Below are 20,508 nucleotides of genomic sequence, written 5' to 3' on the forward strand. Positions count from 1 at the left end.
AAATCAACATGACGGAGGGCTGCTTAGGTATAGCTGGTAGCGCTTCATCGGCACAAACAGGCCCTTGGTCGATAGATATACGGGGTTAATGGTTGGTAGGGGGGAAACCATGCCTCTGCCATTACCAACTATGTTATTTCGCCCCCCTGCTGTTGCTGGTAAAGCTTTTATCATCGGCCGATGGGCCGTAAACAGATGGCACGGCAATATCATTTAGCCTCATGTAAACGGTAAGCTGCCCGCGATGATGTACCATATGGTTAATGCTTGATCCTATTTGCTCGTCTTTGGTTGATGCAAACAGTATTTGCCCGTTTGCTTTTAAATAAAAAGGTTCGGCCAAAGCACCTTCGGTAATACCAAGCAGGGCTTCTTTGGCATCGGCTACATTGGTTTTAAAATGATTTACCATATCCTGCGTGGTTTTGGCCTCTATGTGCTTAAAGGTGGCAAAATCAATTTCGGCATGCCTAATGATGTGGGCTATCCATAACGGAATTTCGGCAACAAGCAAGGTAAGGTAGCCCATCTCCATTGATTTTGGGTGCGGTTTATAACCAAACACTTCCGGCGGTATACGTTCCAGGCATTTCAGGGTCGATGGCACCTCGGCCTCCAGTTCTTTCACAAACTCCTGTGCTAACAATTTGTCGTTCATGGTATTTTTTTGTTTTAAAGGTTAACAAAGCTGTTTAAAAAAGGTTGTCAGTAAGTTAATGTTTGGGAGTGCAACTATCTTTGGCTATGAAAAAAATCCTTTACATATTTTTGTGCCATGAGTTACATTACGGGTTCTGCGAAACTGGAAGAAAACATTACTATTAATGATTACCTCCAATACCCCATTTGGATAAATACTTTTAATGAGGACGGCATCCACGACCAGGAATGTTATCAGCGCCCGGTTACCAGCACCACCAATATTACTGCCAATATGGTTGATCCTTTTATCCTTTTAAAAATAAAAGATACCGCTTACTATGCTGCTGCTCAATACTATTTCCCTACCCCAATATTAACCAGAATAGCAGTATGGGTTGCGAATGGCTGGGCTGTTGTTGAGGATATCTCTGAATTGCAGGTTCCTATCCTGTTAGTTGCTGTACCAATGATTGATGGGGTAGCAGACGTTACATTCGAGGTTAATGTTGAATTGGATTATGGTGTTCGGGTTTGATTAGTTAGTGTAAGGTTTTTAGGTGCCGCTAAATTTATTTTTTAAATCTAAAAGGGCTTTTGTTGGCTTAAAAGGGTAACTGTTTTCAGAAAACCGCCCCTGGTCAATCGTTCGCCGAATTGATTTTAGCGATTGATATTCTGCAGTGGTCCACAAACTTTTAAACCAAATACTTTTTATAGCAAATAAAGCCACGCATTCCTCAACCCAACTTCCATTCAACCATGGATTGGCGTCATCGATACGTGTGATTAAAGTGTTAACCCGCACTTTAATCAATTGCTGCATTTGATCGTTTAATCCACCAATTTCATCTGATGCCAATATTTCAAGCCCCAGTTGCTTAAACGCAACTGCCCACGGAATTGATTTTTTTCTCGAGTAGCGTGTGATTTGCCCCGACCAACCATCACTGCTGGAGCTTATTTTTAAATGATTTACCAAATATATTTTTAGTTGTTCGGTAAAATCGCATTCTCCATTTAGCCCAAATTCATACCCGTGAATAAAACTTACAATATTGTTTTCGTCGGCAGTTGTTATATACATCCCGGTTCTGAGTATAAAGTTCAACAAGTTAAGTTTATCGCGATTTGTAAGCATTGCAATAGTTAATGCAGGTTATCAAGGTTAACACAGTAACGTAAATTCTCAAGGAGGTCTTTTCTCGAGTCTCATTTATTCTTTTGGGTATCGACATAAGGTTTCTGTGCAAAAAGTTACTGCTTGAAAAAAACTTGTGATAGGCATTAATTGGAATAGGTTTTTCATTTAAACGAATAGGGCATGATTTCCTAAAGATATCTAAAACAATCAATAAAACCGAGTTCTCCTCGCCAACCACCCTTCCCGTTAGCGATAGGCGCGGATACCGGCCCCGCGCCTAATGCCCGTGCAGTATGAGCAGATAGCGCGGGCCGCAGGCAACGGCATGGAAAAAATCAAGTTGCTCTTAAAATCCGCCCCTCCCTGTTGCCACAATTCTTGTGTTTTAAAAGCTTTTAATGTTTGAATAAATATATTTATTACATTGATTGCATGCTTTAAAAACACTTTAATATTAAAAGCTGTAAATACATATATTGGCGCCTATAAATATTTATTGTAACCAATAATGTATTTAAACGTTTAATTTAATAAATAATTTAACGCGAAGCTAATGCGGCATGGTGCTTTACGGATAGCCCTTATTTATATCATTATCAGTTTGCTCTGGATCACTTTTAGTGATCGTTTGCTGTTTTATCTGGAGCATAATTTTACCGGTGAGCAGTTTTTACTCATTAGCAGTGCCAAGGGGTATTTTTTTGTTATTGGCAGCGGGTTCTTTTTGTATTACCTGATAAAAAAGAACGACGCAAAGCTGAAGCAAAGCGAAACTCAGTACCGCAATATGTACCAGAGCAACCCGGTGCCTATGTGGATATATGACGATACATTGAACATTGTTTCGGTTAATGATGCCGCTGTTAGCACTTATGGTTATAGCCACGACGAGTTTTTAACAAAAAGTATTCTGGATATCCGCCCGGCCGAGGATGCAGAAAAGTTAATTGAGGCTGCCGAACGTTTGTCAGCCAGCCTGAATTTGAATGGTAACTGGCGGCATATTAAAAAAGATGGAAGCATTATTCATGTCAGCGTTACATCGCATAAAATAATTTTTAATAATAGCCCAAATGTGATGGTAATGGTTCGGGATATGACCGAACAGCTATTATTTGAGCAACGGTTAGAGAAAATAAACCAGGATATTTTCAATAAAAAACAAAACTTAAGAGAAACGCAACTGATATCAAAGGTAGGCGGCTGGGAATATTTTCCGGATACCCGTAAGTTGCTATGGTCTGATGAGTTGTACACGCTTACGGGTATTAACCCGGATGATGGGCGGGAACCCTTTGATATTTACCTGGAACATATTTTCCCGGAGGACAGGCCAATGATGATTGCCGGCCTTAATGATTTAATGACCAATGGTAAAACCCTTGATGTTACCCACCGCACTAAAGTGCTCGACGGCGAAACCCGGTACATGCGGCAATTGGCCCGTTTAGAAACCGTGCCGGGCATGCCTCTGAAAGTAATTGGTTCGATGCAGGACATTACCGAGCTTAAGCAACTGGAGGTTGAAAAAAACAGGCATTTAAGCAACCTTGAAAATACCCTGAACAGTATTAGTGATGCTTTTTTTGCATTGGACTATAACATGTGCATTACCCGTATTAACCAGGCTTTTGAAGATATTGTTGGCGGGAGATTTGCTAAAATTGTTGGCGAAAGTATTTTTACGCTTTTCCCTAAAGAGCGAAACCGCATGTATCCTTATTATCAAAAGGCACTGGAAGAGCGGGTAATTGTGAGGATGGAAGATTATTCGCTGGTACTAAATAAATGGATAAGGCTGGCGGCTTACCCAACCGACGATGGCGTTGCGGTTTATTTTTCGGATATAACCGAAAATAAACTAAAGGATATTAAGCTAAAGGAAGCGGTAGAACGGTACGAACTGCTGGCACAGGCGACTAAAGATGTGATTTATGATTTAAATATACCCACAGATACAATTGTTTATAACGCTAGTTTAACCCAGTTGATTGATGTTGCTTATGACCAGATAGTTTATAACCTGGCATGGTGGCGCCAGCTCATCCATCCTGATGATGTTGTGGAAGTAGTAGCCAGCCAGCAAAAAATTAAAATCGAAGGTAAAACAAACTGGGCCTGCGAGTACCGCATAAATTGCGGTAATGGCGTGTATAAGTATATTATGGACCAGGGTTACTTTATTTATAACGAACAAAAGGAGCCAGTAAGGCTGATAGGGGTTATTAAAGACATCAACGATTTAAAACAATCTATCCAGGAAAATAAGCGGCAGAACGAATTTTTAAAAGAAATAGCATGGCTAAGCTCGCATGAGATAAGGCGGCCGGTTGCCACTATGCTGGGCCTCATGTACCTGGCAGATATGGCCGACAGCGCCGAAGATAAGGAGGAGATATTTGCATTGCTTAAAATTACCCTCAACGAGATGGATAGCATTGTTCATCAAATCCACAGCAAGATTGATGACGCCGTGGATTTATCATGATTGGGGCCCAACAACAGTGCAATAAAAAATCCCCCTGGCAATTAAGCCATTGGGGGATTCAATCAATGTAACCTATAACAAAATTCTTGTACTACCAGAACTTGGCATAAAGCATGGTAAGCAATAACAGCGTTACTATAATTAATGCCAGGGTTTGTTTATCAACCTTAAACATTGCACGCGGAATATCAAAAGCTTTAGGGTTTATTTTAGGTCCGGCCAGGCTGATGGCCACCATTACAATAATGGTAAACATAAACGATAATCCCATACAGATCAGGAATGGAATTTCCCAGCCACCTTTGCCATTAGGGAAGGCCGTGTACAGGAAGGTTTCGTGACCAAATAAAGCCGGTGCATAGTTATTAAACAGTACCGACATAGCAAAGCCTGTAAGTATCCCCGCAATAGCTGCCGCGCCTGTAGTACGTTTCCAAAAGAAACCTAAAATGAATATGGCGAAGATTCCCGGGCTGATAAAGCCGGTGTATTTTTGGATAAAGGTAAAGCCCCCTTCGCCGCCAATACCTAAAAGATCTTTCCAGGTAAGGATGATGGAGAATACAAGCGCCGCCAAAATTGTTAGCTTGCCCACCCAAACCATCTTTTTCTCGTCGGCATCCTTCACCATATGCTTTTTGTAAATATCCAGCGTAAAAATGGTAGATATACTGTTGGCTTTACCAGCCAATGAAGCCACAATAGCCGCGGTAAGCGCTGCTACCGAAAGCCCTTTAAGCCCGGTAGGCAAAAAGCCCAGGATAGCCGAGTAAGCATTATCCGAATTGAAATGCCCGCCCGATGCCATCTCATGTTGCAAGCCGCCATTTTTGTATAATACATAAGCTGCAATACCTGGTATTACTACTATTATAGGCATGGCCAGTTTCATCAACCCGGCAAACAGGATGCCCGTACGCGCGGTTTTTAAATCGGCACCTAAAGCACGTTGGGTAATGTATTGGTTACAACCCCAATAGTTAAGGTTCACAATCCATTGGCCTGCAAAATACATGGCTATGCCCGGCAGCGCCAGGTATTTGGTAATTTCGGCTTGTGGGGCGTCTATTTTTGGTTTAGCCATCATCATTTTAAAGTGTTCGGGCGAGTCCTTAAACATCATTTTTAAACCGGCTATAGCATCTTTGCCTAAACCAAAATGCTCGCTCACCAGCGTTAAAGCTATGTAAGTAGTAGCCAGGCCGCCTATTACAAGCACCAATACCTGTATTACATCGGTAAAGCCAATTACCTTCATACCGCCAAGGGTAATGAATAAGGCAAACACGGCCAATGCAATGATGATGTTGTGCATCGAACTGATGTCGCCGCCTATCAGGTTATTAATGGCCAGCGCGCCCAGGTATAATATACTGGTAAGGTTAACAAACACGTATAAAAACAGCCAGAAAATGGCCATAATAAAGCTCACCGTTTCGTTGTACCGGGTATGCAAAAACTGCGGCATAGTGAAAATCTTGTTTTTCAAATACACCGGGATAAACCATACCGCCACTATAATGAGCGCGATAGCCGCCACCCACTCGTAAGCCGCCACAGCTAAACCCACTGCGAAACCTTGTCCGCTGGTGCCAATAAACTGCTCGGCGGATATGTTAGACGCAATAAGCGATGCCCCAATGGCCCACCAGGTAAGCGATCCCTCGGCCAAAAAGAAATCATGACTAGCTGATATACTGGCCTTTTTTTTGCGGCTGTACACCCAGTAACCATAACTGGATACCACAATAAAATAGATCACGAATATGACGTAATCAATGGTTGAAAATTTGTTCATAAATTGGGTTTAAATTAGTTTTATTGTATTCGTTCTCTCTTTTGCTGTTATTTAAAAACACACAACCGGAATCCCATCGTGGGTTGTGTGTTTAATTGCATTTAATTTATTAAAACACTTGTCATTAAAACACTTGTCATTGCTAAAATACTTGTCATTGCGAGCGTAGCGCGGCAACCCCGTCGCATGCACAGCAGATGCGCACAGTTCGCTATTGCCGCGCTACGCTCGCAATAGCATAGTTTTATGTATTTATTTCGTCGTTATCCACCAATCCTCAAAAGTCTTAACTCTTGATTCTAACCTCTTGACTCTTTGCCCGGCATTGCCTTTGGCCCGGGCTATCCGCTCATACTACACAGGCCTTAATCGCGGGCCGGTATCCGCTGCTATCCCTAACGCATTTGTCTGAATCAGAATTTAAGAATTAACAGAATTCCTCTTTTTATGCAAATCCTTAAATAATCCGTCATTGCGAGGTACGAAGCAATCCCCGACATGTTAAGTCCCACATAGTTCGGGATTGCTTCGTACCTCGCAATGACGGGTTGATATCATGCAAATCAAAAGTCTCCCCCTTCAGGGGGAGATTTAGAGGGGGCTTCTTCTTCTTATTTATAAGCTACCTCGTTCCACAATATCTCATTCCTGAACTGTGGTATAGTTGTATCCTTACCAATCCTTAAAAACTCGATGCCCGCCATATCAGCAAAATCCTGCATATGCTCGGCTGTCAAATTCTGGCTGTAAGCGGTATGGTGTGCGCCTCCGCCGTAAATCCAGGCTGCACAGCCGGTTTTCATGTCGGGCAGTGGTTTCCAAAGTACGCGGGCAACAGGCAGGTTTGGCAGGTCTTCAACCGGTTCAACGGCTTCAACCTCGTTAACCAGCAGGCGGAAACGGTTGCCCATATCCACAATTGATGCATTAAGCGCTGCACCGCCGGTCACGTTAAATACCAAACGCGCAGGATCGGCCTTGCCGCCAATTCCCAATGGGTGAACTTCTAAGGCTGCCTGACCGTTTGCTAATGACGCGTCAACCTCCAGCATATGCGATCCTAATACCAAGGCGTTGTTAGGGTCAAAATGGTAGGTATAATCTTCCATGAAAGCGTTGCCGCCTGGCAGGCCGGCACCCATCACTTTAAATGCGCGTACCAGGGCAGCGGTTTTCCAGTCGCCTTCGCCGGCAAAGCCAAAGCCATCGGCCATCAGGCGCTGGGCGGCAATACCTGGCAACTGGATCATGCCATGCAGGTCTTCAAACGTATCCGAGAAGCCTTTAAAGCCACCGTCAACCAAAAATTTGCGTAAGCCTAACTCAATTTTAGCAGCATCATATACCGACTGATGCTTAGCGCCGCCTTTCTTAAGGTCGTCGGCCATGGTGTAGGTGGCCTCATATTCCTCTATCAGTTCGCTAACCGATTCTTCGCTTACCGCGTTAATCACGGCTACAAGGTCGCCAACACCGTAGGTATTTACCGAGAAACCGAATTTCAGTTCAGCCTCTACTTTGTCGCCATCGGTAACGGCCACAAAACGCATGTTATCGCCAAAGCGTACAAATTTGGCACCTTGCCAGTCGTACCAGCCGGCGGCTGCGCGGGTCCAGGTTTCAATCTGGGCCAAAGCCTCAGGATCCTGCCAGTGGCCAACAACCACCCTACGGTTCATGCGCATACGCGATACCATGAAGCCAAACTCGCGGTCGCCATGGGCGCTTTGGTTCAGGTTCATGAAATCCATATCTATCGAACTCCATGGAATATCGCGGTTATATTGGGTATGCAGGTGCAGCATCGGTTTTTTAAGGATGCTTAACCCGCGGATCCACATTTTAGCCGGGCTAAATGTGTGCATCCAGGTAATGATACCGATACAGTTTTCGGCCACATTAGCAGCCTGCAGGGTTTCATAAATTTCTTCGGTCGATTTTACCACAGGTTTGTAAACCACACGAACGGGGATGTTGCCGGTAGCGTCAATGCCAGCGGCTATTTCCTGCGAATGTTCGGCAACTTTTTTCAGCGTTTCTTCCCCATATAAGTTTTGGCTTCCTGTAATAAACCAAACTTCAAATTTTTTAAGATCGATCATTTTATAATTAGTGATTTATTGAATTAATGAATTATTGAGTTAGTGAATTATTAAAATTAGTGATTGAAGTAACTATTGAATTGGAAATTAAAATCGTGATACATGCTTGTTAATGGTTTTTATATTCAATAATTCAGTCAATCAATAATTCAATAATTATTATTTTGCCGGCGATAGTTTTAATAACGTTGCGCCGTGCAGGTTAATGTTTTGCTGGTAAGTTTTATTAAACTGGCCAACATCTTGTTTTTTCCACAGGTCGCGCACTTTTACTTTGCCTTTAAGGCCCAGCGCAGCAAAATCAACAGCAACGTCTTTATTTACATCGCCAATGTTAAACAGGGCTACATAAATATCTTTGCTGCCGGGTATCTGCGAGTACCAAACCATGCCACCATCTTTTTTGTACAGTTGTTTGGGGTTGGCCCCTTTTTGGTTGGCCGCCAAAACCTCATCGTTGGTAAATAGCTTTAGCTCAAATTCACGGTTCTCGGGCATGTTACCGCCAATCATCAATGGCGAGCGGAAAATGCTCCAGAACGTCATGTGGGTAATTTCTTCATCTTCGGTAAAGCGGCTGTAGCGCTCCTGCCCAACTGGGCCGCGTTTACTTAGCTTGCCAATTTGTATCATATCGCAATCGGGCCAATGACCGGGGCCACTTACGCCTTCCCAGCTTTTGGCATAATCAAACATGTGCAATATCTCTTTCCAGTTATCCCAAAAATCATCGGCCATACGCCACATATTGGCATATTTAACAGCATGACCTGCTTGTGCTACAGGAGTTTCGCCCGGCGAAAGGCTTAATACGATAGGCCTGCCACAATTTTGGATGGCTTTTTGGTAACCTTCCACCTCGGCATTGCTATATGGACGCGATAAATCATCTACCTTAATAAAATCTACACCCCATGAGGCATAAAGTTCCAGTAGCGAATTCAGGTATTCCTGCGCACCGGGCTTTTTCATATCCAGGCCATACATGTGGTTCATCCAGGGGCATTTGCTGTTGGTATCGGCCACCATATCAGCAGTTATGCCGTTGGTGCCCTTAACGGGTGATTTTGACCAGTATGCTTGCCTTGGGATACCACGCATTACGTGGATACCGAATTTTAATCCTTTGGCGTGTACATAATCGCTTAAGGGCTTAAAGCCATTGCCGCCGAACGCCGAAGGGAATTTGGTAGGTTGTGGAGTTAAACGACCCCATTTGTCCATAGTAAGCCAGGGCACGTAGGAGCCATCCTGCAGGCGCAATTGAAAAGGATTACCGATGTTGCTGCCCGGAGGGTTATCGTACGACCATAAAAAATCGACCACAATGTATTCCCAGCCATGTTGCTTCAGGTTTTGGGCCATATAATCGGTATTGGCCTTTACTTCATCCTCATGCACGGCCGAGCCGAAGCAGTTATAGCTGTTCCAGCCCATAGGCGGCGTAGCAGCAACCGTTTGTGCCGATGATGTTTTTGCTCCCAGTAGACCAGCCGCAAGGATAATGAGGTAGCGTAGTGATTTCATAATTATTGGCCGTAGTATGAGTTTGGTCCGTGTTTGCGTTCAAAATGTTTTTTGATGAGCGAATCCGTCAAACGCGGGGCCTGGTTATTAATTTGTTCGGTTAAGTAGGCCATTTGGGCAACTGCCTCTAAAACGGCGCTGTTGTAAACCGCCTTGTGCGCTGTTTTGCCCCAGGTAAATGGGGCATGGTTGCCTACTAAAACCATTTCAACTTCGTTATAATCTAATCCACCGGCTGTAAAATGATCCATGATCTGGAAACCTGTTTGGTATTCATAGTCGCCTTCAATCATTTCATCGCTCATGGGCGGCGCGCAAGGGATATCGGCTGTCAGGTGGTCGGCATGTGTGGTGCCGAAGATAGGAATGTCGCGCTGCGATTGCGCCCAGGCAGTACCATAAGTAGAGTGCGTATGCACAATACCCCCAATGTTTGGCCAGTGTTTATACAGTACCGCATGTGTTTTGGTATCTGACGATGGGCGCAGATCGCCTTCTACAGTAACCCCATCAAAATCAACGATCACCATTTTCTCGGGCGACAGATCTTCGTACGGCACACCACTTGGTTTTATAGCAAAAACGCCCAGCCCCCTATCCACAGCGCTTACGTTGCCAAAGGTAAAAAGCACCAGGCCCAATTTAGGTAGCTGCATATTGGCTTCATAAGCAGCTTGTTTTATGTGTTGATACTTACTCATGCCAAAACAGAATTATCTTTAACGCCCTGGCTTGCTTTTGCCGCTATTTGCTGCGCGATAAAACTGCCTAAGGTTTTATATTTATTATAACGGGCCAGGTATAAGGCTTCTTTTTCTTTATTTGGATAATACTCCACGTCAAACCCACGGCCCATACCCTGCATGGCATCTTCAACCGTTGGGTAAATGCCTGCAACTACAGCTGCAAACATGGCCGCGCCCAAAGCACAGGTGTGTTTAAACTGGTGAATGCGGATGGGCATCCCTAAAACATCGGCCATCATCTGCATTACAAACGGCGATTTTTTGGCCACGCCGCCAATCCCTATGATACCTTTAACCGGGATGCCTTCGCTGATGAAACGCTCTACAATGCTTTTAGCACCAAAACAAGTAGCCTCGGCCAATGAGCGGAATACGCGCGGAGCATCGCTGCCTAAGCCTAAACCGGTTATAGCACCTTTTAATTCCTGGTTGGCATCCGGTGTGCGGCGGCCGTTAAACCAATCGATAGACAGTTCATTATCAAAATCCAAAGGCAATAAATCGGCCTGGCGGCTTAGTTCTGGAATAATCAGCTCGGCCATTTCGGCTTTTAAAGCCTCGGCGGTTGTTGTATCTATAATGGCTGATTGCGATAACAGGTTGTTTAAAGGCCATAAAAGCACGTTTTTAAACCATGCATAAGTATCGCCAAAGGCCGACTGGCCGGCTTCTAAACCTGTCATGCCCGGTATAACCGAGCCATTTACCTGCCCGCAAATACCGGCTACCAGTTTGCCTTCCACCTCAACAGATGGTGCAACCAAAATATCGCAGGTTGATGTACCCATTACTTTACTTAAGTGGTATGGCTCAATCTGGCCGCCTACCGCGCCCATGTGTGCATCAAAGGCACCTGTACCTACAATAACATCGGTTGATAAGCCTAATCTTTCGGCCCATTCTGCACTCAGGGTTCCTGCAGCTTCATCGGCGGTGTAGGTATCTTTAAATAACTTATCGGTAATACCCGTCAATAACGGATCAAGCGACGAGAAAAATTCATCGGGTGGTAAGCCGCCAAATTCTTCGGCCCATAAGGCTTTGTGACCGGCAGAGCAACGACCGCGTTTGATTTCTTTAACATCGGTGCCTCCGGTTAACAGGAACGGAATCCAGTCGCAATGCTCTACCCACGAGTGCAGGGCTTGGTGTACCTGGGCATCAACCCTTACAATATGCAGCAATTTGGCCCAAAACCACTCGGATGAGTAGATGCCGCCAACATATTTTAAATAATTGGTATCAAATTTTGTGGCATGCTCGTTTATCTGGGCGGCTTCCAATACCGAGGTATGATCTTTCCATAAAATGAACATGGCATTGGGATTTTGCTCAAAACCGGGGGTTAAAGCTAATGGCGTACCTGTTTTATCAACCGCTATAGGGGTTGATCCCGTAGTATCTACCGATAAACCTTTTACCGCTTTGGCTACTTCGGTGCCGCCTGCCTTTGCAATACAATCTTTTATAGTAGTTTCTAATCCTTCTATATAATCAAGAGGGTGTTGCCTGAACTGATTTTCGGCCGGTTTGCAAAATAAACCCTGCTGCCAGCGCGGGTAATTGAATACGGATGAGGCTATTTCTTCGCCGTTGTGTGCGTTGATTAACACGGAGCGAACTGAGTCGGACCCATAGTCCACTCCAATCACAAATTGGTCTTCTCTCATATTGGTTAAATAATTCGTGTTGAAGTAACACTTATTTTTTTACAATAAAAAATTTTTATTCAAAAACATTTTAATTGTTACTAAAACAGAGGCTTTAAACCTTAGTTTGATAGGGTATCCGGGTTGGGGATAAAATTCATAAATGCCTGAAATTTAGCATAATAGTTTTGCATGTTCAATTGGTAATAGTATGCGCCGCGTTTTGAGCCGACTTTGTCTTTATCATTTAGTTTAATGAGTAAACCTGTGGCCAAAACGCGTTTGCTAAAATTCCGTTTGTCAATCTGGGTGTTAAAAACACTCTCGTAAAGGGTTTGCAATTGCGGAATTGTAAACCTGGCCGGTAAAAGTTCAAACAAAATAGGGTGCATGGCGGCTTTGTACCTGATGCGTTTTTTTGCAGTCTCTACCATTTCCTGCTGGTCGAAAATGAGTTTGGGTACACGTTTTAGCGGGAACCAATCGGCATGGTAATCTTTACTTAGCTGTATTTCGTATTTGTTGATATCTATTAATGCAAAGTAAGTAATTGATACGGTGCGTTCAATAGGATCGCGTTTTGTGTTACCAAATGTGTGTAATTGCTCTAAATAAACACCTTCAAGGCCGGTAAGCTGTTTTAAAATGCGGTTGGCGGCCTGGTCAAGGCTCTCGGCAACCTGTACAAAACCGCCCATCAAACTCCAGTTCCCTTTCTCGGGTTCAAAGCCCCTTTTAATCAGCAAAATTTTTAAAGTATCGCCATCAAATCCAAATATAATGCAGTCAACTGCCAGTAAAAGTCGCGTTTGTTTCGAATATTTTTGCATGTGGTGGGGTAAAAAAAGCGCCAAATGTAATTTTTTGACCGCTCAAAAAGTAAAATATAATGCCATTTTACTGGCAAAACAGCTTTAAAATTGATTTGGCGGGCTTTATTGGTGTTTGGCTTACACCAATAAAAGTAAAAATATTTTAATTGTTTTTTTCACAATTAAATAAATTTTATTCTACCTTAGATTTTAATTAGGGCGGCCAATTGCCCCGATCAAAAAACCAAACACCAAATTATAACCAGTTAAACCGTTAAAAAAACTTCAAAAAAAGTTAAAAAAGCGGCAAAAAACTTCAGGAATTATGCAAAAAGTATACAAAAAACAGTACTTATTTTATAGCATGGCGTTATCGCTATTAGTTGGTTGCAGCGGCCCTGCCGAAAAGAAGCCTGCCACCGATTCCACATCAACAGTAGCCGCCGCGGCACCCGATGCCAAAAACTTTGAGGCTACCATAAATGGCAAGGCGGTAAAACTTTACACATTAAAAAACAGTAAAGGCGCCAGCGTAGCCATTACCAATTATGGCGGCCGCGTTGTAAGCCTACTGGTACCCGATAACAAAGGAGCTTTAACGGATGTGGTTTTAGGATATGATAGCGTAAAAACTTACCAAAAGCCAAAAGAACCATTTTTTGGCGCTATTATAGGCCGCTACGGTAACCGCATTGGCAAAGGAAAATTTAACCTGGACGGCAAAGCATACCAGCTGGATATAAACGATGGTGTAAATACCCTGCATGGTGGCTTTAAAGGTTTTTACGCGCAGGTATTTGAAGCCACGCAACCCAATGACAGTACCCTTAACCTTACCTATGTATCTAACGACGGCGAAGGTGGCTACCCCGGTACGCTTACCAGCAAAGTAACTTATACCCTAACTGCTGATAACGCGCTGAAAATAGAGTATACCGCAACTACTGATAAAACTACCATAGTAAACCTTACCAACCATGCCTATTTTAACCTGAACGGCGCGGGCGACTCTACTATATTAGATAACGTAGTAAAAATTGATGCCGACAACATAACCCCGGTTGATACCACACTGATCCCGACAGGGAAATTACAGCTGGTAAAAGGCACACCTTTTGATTTTACCACCGCAAAAGCCATTGGTGCCAACATTAACGATAAAGACGACCAACTGAAAAACGGTAAAGGGTACGACCATAACTTCGCGTTGAATAAGCATGACATCAGTAAATCGATAGCTACGGTAAGCAGCCCTAAAACAGGTATTGTGATGGACATATATACCGATGAGCCGGGCCTGCAGTTTTATAGCGGTAACTTTTTAACCGGTGCAACCAAAGATGGTAAAGGCGGTAAAGCATACCTACACCGTTCGGCATTTTGTATGGAGACGCAGCATTTTCCTGATGCGCCAAACCAGCCTGCGTTTGCATCAACCGTGTTAAAGCCGGGGCAAACTTATCATACCACAACCATCTACAAATTCAGCAATAAATAGGATTGTTTAAGCTAATTGGTGTTACCGTTTGATGATTATTATCCCGAATTGAGATGTTGGATACCGAAATAAAATATCTGCTAAATGATATTGCTTTAAATAACAACAGGGCATCCTTTAAAAGGGTGTACCTGTTTTATTACAGCAAATTATTTTGGTTTGCTAAATCGTTTGTAAAAACCGATGAGGCCGCCGAGGAGATCATAGACGATGTGTTTTTAAACCTTTGGATGCAGCGCGCAAGATTAGCCGACATTGGTAACTTTAATAACTATTGCTACATGTCGGTTAAAAATAAATCGTTAACACATGTTTCAAAAGCCAAGCTGAACCAGGTAAATATTGATGATGTTGAGGTTGAGATTGTCGATTCGGCAGCTACAGGCGAAGACAAAATGATATGCAGTGATACTGCAGCGCTTATCAATAATTCGCTCAGTAAATTATCCGACCAATGCAAACTGGTTTTTAAACTCGTGAAAGAAGATGGGCTGAAATACCGCGAAGTTGCCGAACTGTTAAGTCTATCTATCAAAACGGTAGAATACCACATGGGTAATGCACTGCGGCAGATTTCGGTCGGGATAGTTAATTCGCAAAAAGACCAGGTGGCTGCTCACGGAAAAGTGCTTTCTGAAAAATAACAGGTGATCGCCTTGTTTACACCGCTGGGTTGAGCTCGGACACCGCGTAAATGGGATATACTCTGATATTTTCATAAGCCGCGTAATTTTCCAGCGAAAAACGAACTCCAAATGGCGTTTTTTTTTCGCTCAAAAAAAGAAACAAGCTTTGCATGGATCCCTTTTTACCCGATTTTACTTCGATGGGTATGACATTTTCATTTTGCTGAACAACATAATCTACCTCGGCATTGCTACTTTTTGTTTCCCGGTGCCAGAAATACAGATTTTCCTGCCGGTAGCATGAAGATGATTTTAGTAGCTCTAATCCCACATATTGTTCGGCAATAGCCCCTTTGTTGATGGCGTCAAAATCATCTTCAAACAATATCTCTGAAATAGGCAAACCCAGTAAACGTTGAAAGATGCCTGTATCTAACAATAGCATCTTACGTTTTTTAGGGTCTGCTCCGGCCCCCAAAGGCAGCCCGTTTGCTGATGTATGGGTTACGGGGATAACTAATCCGGCCATGATGAGCAGGTCTGTTGCTTCTTTAATTTGCTTGTGATTGGCCTCTATAGCAGCTTTGTTATATATGAATTTGCCTCCAGACTGCTGTATTACAGAGTTGAACACTTCTGAAATGCGTAAAGAAGGAACCCTTTTTTTGTATTTCGCAAAATCAGCCTTTAAGGCGATTATAAGATCATCCAATACTTGTCCGCAGGAATTAAGATTACCATTGTTTACGTAAGCTGCCACCACCTCGGGCATGCCACCCAATACCAAAAAACGTTTAATATGAGCCAGTAATTTTTGATGTATAGGCGCAGCCAATGGTTTTTTAATAGAGGCGTTTTTTTTTGCAGTTAAAAGTTGATGTTCACCAATGCCTTCAAGGTATTCGTTAAATGATAGTGGATATACAAAAAGTGATCTTATCCTGCCTACTCCGAAAGAGGGAGTCTCAGCCAGGGCAAATTCTAGTAACGACCCTGCTGCAATTACATGTAATCGTGGATATTTTTCGTAAAAAAAACGCAAAGAAGATATGGCGGGTATGCAAGCCTGTATTTCATCAAAAAACAACAGCGTTTTACCGGGCATAATAGGAACGTTATATAATATCGACAGGTTTTCGCAAAGCTCTTCAGGGTTTAAATCTCCTTCAAAAAGTTGATGGACCCGTCGCTGCTCTTCAAAGTTAATTTCTAAAAAATAATCGAATTGTTTTGATAGTTCCTTGACAGCAGTGGATTTGCCCACCTGCCGTGCTCCTCGCAACAACAAAGGTTTACCCTCTTTTTCTTTACCCCATGAGGTTAGTTCTTTATCTATATTTCTGAATAAGTACATTTATACAAGGCAATTTTGTGACTTAATTTACATTTATGCAAGGCAATATTAGTTAATAAATTACATTTATACAAGGCAATGTGATTGTTTTGGCTTTTAATTTCTTTAGTTTTTCAGCCCCTTACTTCACATACCGCAGCTTCAAATACCCGCCTAAAACAGATACCGGTGCAAAAATAAACATAGCAAATAACTGTGTCCAGTGGCTTCCGGCAGATGTCAGCATTGATATGGCGGCCAGCAAAAAGATCACTAAAGCTAAAATGAAATTCAGTGTAAGTTTTGTTTGCCTGGCTATCAGTTGCAATATAAAACCGGCTAAAACCGAGAAAAATGCGCCATAAACTATGGTCAATATTTTAAAAGTGATTGATGCATCCTGATGAGGAGGCTGGGCCATTAACTTAAACAGCAGAACCGAGCTGACTGCAAACACAACATAGCCTGCAATAACCGATATTATTTTCCTGGTCATTTGGTGATTTTTTAATCAAATATCTGGTATATAAACACAAACAGGCTATTGAAAATTGCTTTGTTAACACGTGAAGCTTCCTCATCAGCCCGCCACCATCGCGTAAGCCCTTACCGGGAAGGTACCTACGCCCTTAAACTTAGGTGGAACAGCGTTAAATTTATAACCATCCGGGGGGAGTTTGTCCAGGTTACATAAATGCTCCACTATCAAAATGCCGGCACCCAATAATGTGGTATGTACCGGCCGGCTTTTGCCAGTAGTATCATCAATGTTATGGCTATCTATCCCCACCAGCTTTACTTCCTGTTCCTTTAAGTATTGGGCAGCTTCGGCTGTAAGATAGGGGTGGTTTTCAAAATAGGCGTCGGTATTCCAATGTTTGCTCCAGCCGGTAAATACAATTACTGCCTTACCCCGAACGCTCTTGTCACGAAAAAAATCAGCGCCAATTGCTGTTACATCGCTGGCATTTATAGTGATGGCATCAAGGTTGGCAAATTGTTCAAGAGAAACTTCGGCCAGGTCGGCTCCATGTTCAAACCGGTGGAAAGGGCAATCAATGTAAGTGCCCGTATTGGTTACCATTTCAATTTTCCCTATTTGGAATTCGGTACCGGCTTCATAAAGCCCTCTTGATTTTTCGCGGCTTAAATAATCACAAATGATTGGCGCCGGTAAACCTTTATAGGTTATCAATCCGTCGAAAATAACGTGGCTCAGATCTATCAGTTTGGGGTTATTATCGGACGGCTTCATTGGCTGCGGGGGTGGTAGTTATTGGGTGAATTTTATTTGAATGGTGCTTTAATATAATTATCTGTTTACTCCAGCTGCCTTTTAAGGGCTTCTTTGCTTGGTAATACCGCTTTATACTCCTTGGCAAATATTTGATTGTTATCCTCTGGAAGGGTGAATTCTATAACCGTTCTGTTTTCCTCTTTGCAAAGAATTATACCTATTGTTGGGTTTTCATCCTTCGTTTTTATTTTTCTATCATAAAAGTTTACATACATCTGCATCTGCCCGATATCCTGGTGGGTTAACTTTCCAATCTTTAAGTCGAAAAGTACAAAGCATTTTAAAAGTCTGTTATAAAAAACAAGATCAACAAAAAAGCTATCTCCTTCAAATGTGAACCTGCGCTGCCTTCCTTCAAATAGAAACCCTTTACCAAGTTCCAGCATAAAATGCTCTAACTTATCTATAATGGCGGTTTCAAAGTCATTTTCAGAGTACTTAATTTCTTCTTTTAATCCAAGAAACTCTAACACGTAATGGCTTTTAAGTGCATCGGCAGGCTTTTCTACTATTTGTCCTTTTGTTGCAAGCTGTTTAACTCCGTCTTTATCCTTGCTTAAAGCTAACCTTTCAAATAATGCCGAATTGTATTGCCGCTGCAATTCTCTTACCGACCAATTATTTGCCGCAGCTTCTATTTCATAAAAGTTGCGTTCATCTTCGTTTTTAATTTTAAGTAATTGGATATAGTGAGTCCAGCTTAAATGAAAAGGGATAGTAAATTCCCCAGTCGGCGATTGGGAAATTAATGACTGATCGAATTTCCGCATCAACGATGCGGAAATTCGATTTTGATATACAATGTAAAATTTGCGAAACCGCTCAAGATTATCGGAAGAGTACCCCTTGCCAAACTCTCTGTTCAATTCTCTGCTTAAGCGGGCAATAGTTTCATTAGCGTATTCAGCCCGTTGGTTCCCTTGTTGCTCATCTTCAACAATCATCTTGCCTATCCGAAAATAAGCAAGGATAATAGCAGCATTAACATTCCTCACAATGTAATGTTGCGTCTCGGCGATAACGGTTTTGATATTCTCTAAAAGCAGGAAGGGATTGTTTTGTGATTTCATTTCTGCATGCTGCTATGTCAAAACTACTAAGAATGATTATACATCTGATATAGATGAGGCAAAAAGTGTTGCCATACTCTTTTAAATATGACCAAGTCAATAGGTACTACACCGTCGCGCCAATGAGGTAAGCAATGTAAAATTGTCTCATATAATTGACGTTACTGAAACTAAATCCTTTTCCGTGCAGCCCAGACAAATCTTTTGCGAGCTTGATTAACAACTCCGAACCATATTTCGCACGTTCAGCGCCGCCTTGCTCAAACTCGACAATATGCCGGCCTTTAATATTCAACATGATGTGCCCATCTTAATAAGTGAAAAGGCTTCCCGCCCATTGGTTACTCAGGTATAAAAGGCCTCATATAAATCAGATTATTTCTGCTAAACCCTTTGCTGCGATAGACGAGAAATTAATTAAAAAAATAACATTCCCACCAGGGTGTTTCCATTAATTGCAGTCTTTACAAATAGAGACGTAAATAATGATCAACAATATCTGGATACTTATTGGTAAAAAGTTAAGTGGGGAGGCTACCGCCGAGGAGTTGGCCGAACTGGAGGAACTTTTGCGGCAAGGCGGTACCGATTTATATCCGGTTGATTTACTGGAAAATTTATGGCGCGAAGAAAATAAAATAAAAGCCGACGACAAACTGGAAGCTAAATGGGCTGCCTTTGAAGATAAACTTGATACAGCCGATAAAGCAGAGGCCGACGAGTTGGCCCAATCAGAAAACTCTGGACAGGTTACAGCAAAATCAGGTATTGTGAAATACCTTAAAATTATATCTCTGGCTATAGCAGCCTGTTTCGCGTTGGTATTTGTGATATTTAGCAAAAAAGGTGCTGCCAACAATAACAAAACCAACGAGATAACAGCGCCTGCAAACGGCATAAGCAAAATTCAACTGCCGGATGGTACCCGGGTTTGGTTAAACTCGGGCAGTAAGTTGGTTTATGGCGCAGGGTATGGCATGGAGCAGCGAGATGTTAAGCTTGTAGGGGAGGCCTTGTTTGATGTTGTAAAAGATACCGAACACCCATTTATAGTTACCACGTCAACCATCAGCATTAAGGTGCTGGGTACCAAATTTAACGTGCGGGCCTATAGCAATGATAAAACATCCGAGGCATCATTGATACGGGGCCGCATTGAACTTACCGTTTTAAAAACCCCTGAAAAGAAAATTATTTTACAGGCAGCTGATAAGCTTACCATTAACAACGAGCCTGCGCTTACCCCCGCAAAATTGCCGGCCCAATTAGCCACTAAAATAACCGAAGAAATACCATTGATGGCCTTAAGTCGCATCCACCTGGCCAAAAAAGACAGCCTGCCATCAGAAGCTCTTTGGGTAGAAAATAAATTTGCTTTTGATGCCGAAGACTTTGAAAGCCTGGCCAAAAAGTTGGAACGCCGCTATGGTGTAACTATTTCCTTCAGGAACGACGAACTAAAGAAATTAAGATTTACAGGTAGATTTCAAAACGAAACTATTGGTAAAGCTTTAATAGCCCTGCAAACCACAACCTATTTCCATTATAAAACCGATAACAATCAAATTTTAGTTTATTAATCATTTAACCAAAAATTAACAGCCTATGCTTGAATAAGTATCTAAACTAAAACCAAAAAACGGGAGAATGTTGACGCATCCCCCCGTGTATGTGGTAAAAGTTAACTACCAGCCCTTTTGAAAACCAAATAGTTAAACAACCTTAATGCTAAATTATGAAAAAAAATGTACACCGCATTAACCAAGTGCGGTTAAACCA

General features: G+C 42.5%; 18 protein-coding genes. 5 read left to right on the plus strand and 13 right to left on the minus strand.

The window, feature by feature from the left end; all coding sequences use genetic code 11:
* Positions 1-133: 133 nt before the first annotated feature.
* Complete coding sequence (locus tag AC1DV1_RS00375) at positions 134-658, minus strand: DinB family protein (RefSeq protein ID WP_477353692.1); 525 nt, start codon at positions 656-658, stop codon at positions 134-136.
* 117 nt (positions 659-775) lie between these two features.
* On the opposite strand from AC1DV1_RS00375, the gene AC1DV1_RS00380 reads away from it, so the two are divergent.
* Complete coding sequence (locus AC1DV1_RS00380; protein WP_477353694.1) at positions 776-1,177, plus strand: hypothetical protein; 402 nt, start codon at positions 776-778, stop codon at positions 1,175-1,177.
* A gap of 18 nt (positions 1,178-1,195) precedes the next feature.
* On the opposite strand, the gene AC1DV1_RS00385 is transcribed toward AC1DV1_RS00380, so the two are convergent.
* Positions 1,196-1,621: a hypothetical protein gene (locus AC1DV1_RS00385; protein ID WP_477353696.1), complete on the minus strand. Its 426-nt coding sequence runs from the start codon at positions 1,619-1,621 to the stop codon at positions 1,196-1,198.
* 715 nt (positions 1,622-2,336) lie between these two features.
* On the opposite strand from AC1DV1_RS00385, the gene AC1DV1_RS00390 reads away from it, so the two are divergent.
* Positions 2,337-4,271: a PAS domain S-box protein gene (locus AC1DV1_RS00390; RefSeq protein ID WP_477353698.1), complete on the plus strand. Its 1,935-nt coding sequence runs from the start codon at positions 2,337-2,339 to the stop codon at positions 4,269-4,271.
* Between the two features lie 91 nt (positions 4,272-4,362).
* Here AC1DV1_RS00390 and AC1DV1_RS00395 read toward each other — a convergent pair whose 3' ends face one another.
* The 6 genes from AC1DV1_RS00395 to AC1DV1_RS00420 form a co-directional block, all read right to left on the minus strand.
* Positions 4,363-6,069: a sodium:solute symporter family transporter gene (locus AC1DV1_RS00395; protein ID WP_477353700.1), complete on the minus strand. Its 1,707-nt coding sequence runs from the start codon at positions 6,067-6,069 to the stop codon at positions 4,363-4,365.
* Positions 6,070-6,680: 611 nt separating this feature from the next.
* Positions 6,681-8,171 carry an L-arabinose isomerase gene (gene araA / locus AC1DV1_RS00400; protein WP_477353703.1) on the minus strand — a complete coding sequence of 497 codons (1,491 nt, stop codon included), beginning with the start codon at positions 8,169-8,171 and terminating at the stop codon, positions 6,681-6,683.
* A gap of 159 nt (positions 8,172-8,330) precedes the next feature.
* Entirely contained in the window at positions 8,331-9,698 is a 1,368-nt protein-coding gene (locus AC1DV1_RS00405; RefSeq protein ID WP_477353705.1) for a glycoside hydrolase family 27 protein, read from the minus strand.
* Positions 9,699-9,700: 2 nt separating this feature from the next.
* Positions 9,701-10,399, minus strand: coding sequence for an L-ribulose-5-phosphate 4-epimerase (locus tag AC1DV1_RS00410; RefSeq protein ID WP_477353707.1), 699 nt, complete (start codon positions 10,397-10,399; stop codon positions 9,701-9,703).
* Complete coding sequence (locus AC1DV1_RS00415; protein WP_477353708.1) at positions 10,396-12,114, minus strand: ribulokinase; 1,719 nt, start codon at positions 12,112-12,114, stop codon at positions 10,396-10,398. The genes AC1DV1_RS00410 and AC1DV1_RS00415 overlap by 4 nt, the downstream gene beginning before the upstream one ends.
* 101 nt (positions 12,115-12,215) lie before the next feature.
* Complete coding sequence (locus AC1DV1_RS00420) at positions 12,216-12,923, minus strand: NUDIX hydrolase (protein ID WP_477353710.1); 708 nt, start codon at positions 12,921-12,923, stop codon at positions 12,216-12,218.
* A gap of 307 nt (positions 12,924-13,230) precedes the next feature.
* On the opposite strand from AC1DV1_RS00420, the gene AC1DV1_RS00425 reads away from it, so the two are divergent.
* On the plus strand, positions 13,231-14,403 hold the full coding sequence (locus AC1DV1_RS00425; protein ID WP_477353712.1) for an aldose epimerase family protein: 1,173 nt from the start codon (positions 13,231-13,233) through the stop codon (positions 14,401-14,403).
* A gap of 53 nt (positions 14,404-14,456) precedes the next feature.
* Complete coding sequence (locus AC1DV1_RS00430; RefSeq protein ID WP_477353714.1) at positions 14,457-15,047, plus strand: RNA polymerase sigma-70 factor; 591 nt, start codon at positions 14,457-14,459, stop codon at positions 15,045-15,047.
* A 16-nt stretch (positions 15,048-15,063) separates the two neighbouring features.
* Here the strand turns inward: AC1DV1_RS00430 and AC1DV1_RS00435 are convergent, their stop codons facing one another.
* From AC1DV1_RS00435 to AC1DV1_RS00455, 5 genes are all read right to left on the minus strand, one after another.
* Complete coding sequence (locus AC1DV1_RS00435; RefSeq protein WP_477353716.1) at positions 15,064-16,383, minus strand: ATP-binding protein; 1,320 nt, start codon at positions 16,381-16,383, stop codon at positions 15,064-15,066.
* Between the two features lie 121 nt (positions 16,384-16,504).
* Entirely contained in the window at positions 16,505-16,858 is a 354-nt protein-coding gene (locus AC1DV1_RS00440; protein ID WP_477353718.1) for a hypothetical protein, read from the minus strand.
* 84 nt (positions 16,859-16,942) lie between these two features.
* Entirely contained in the window at positions 16,943-17,617 is a 675-nt protein-coding gene (locus tag AC1DV1_RS00445) for a cyclase family protein (RefSeq protein ID WP_477353720.1), read from the minus strand.
* A 65-nt stretch (positions 17,618-17,682) separates the two neighbouring features.
* On the minus strand, positions 17,683-18,729 hold the full coding sequence (locus tag AC1DV1_RS00450; protein ID WP_477353722.1) for a PDDEXK nuclease domain-containing protein: 1,047 nt from the start codon (positions 18,727-18,729) through the stop codon (positions 17,683-17,685).
* A gap of 106 nt (positions 18,730-18,835) precedes the next feature.
* Entirely contained in the window at positions 18,836-19,027 is a 192-nt protein-coding gene (locus AC1DV1_RS00455) for a DUF1016 N-terminal domain-containing protein (RefSeq protein WP_477353724.1), read from the minus strand.
* A 187-nt stretch (positions 19,028-19,214) separates the two neighbouring features.
* Here AC1DV1_RS00455 and AC1DV1_RS00460 point away from each other — a divergent pair, with 187 nt between their 5' ends.
* A complete protein-coding gene (locus tag AC1DV1_RS00460) occupies positions 19,215-20,309 on the plus strand; it encodes a FecR family protein (RefSeq protein ID WP_477353726.1) in 1,095 nt (364 codons plus the stop codon).
* The last annotated feature ends 199 nt before the right edge of the window (positions 20,310-20,508 follow it).

Source organism: Mucilaginibacter sp. P4_D1, assembly GCF_056401935.1.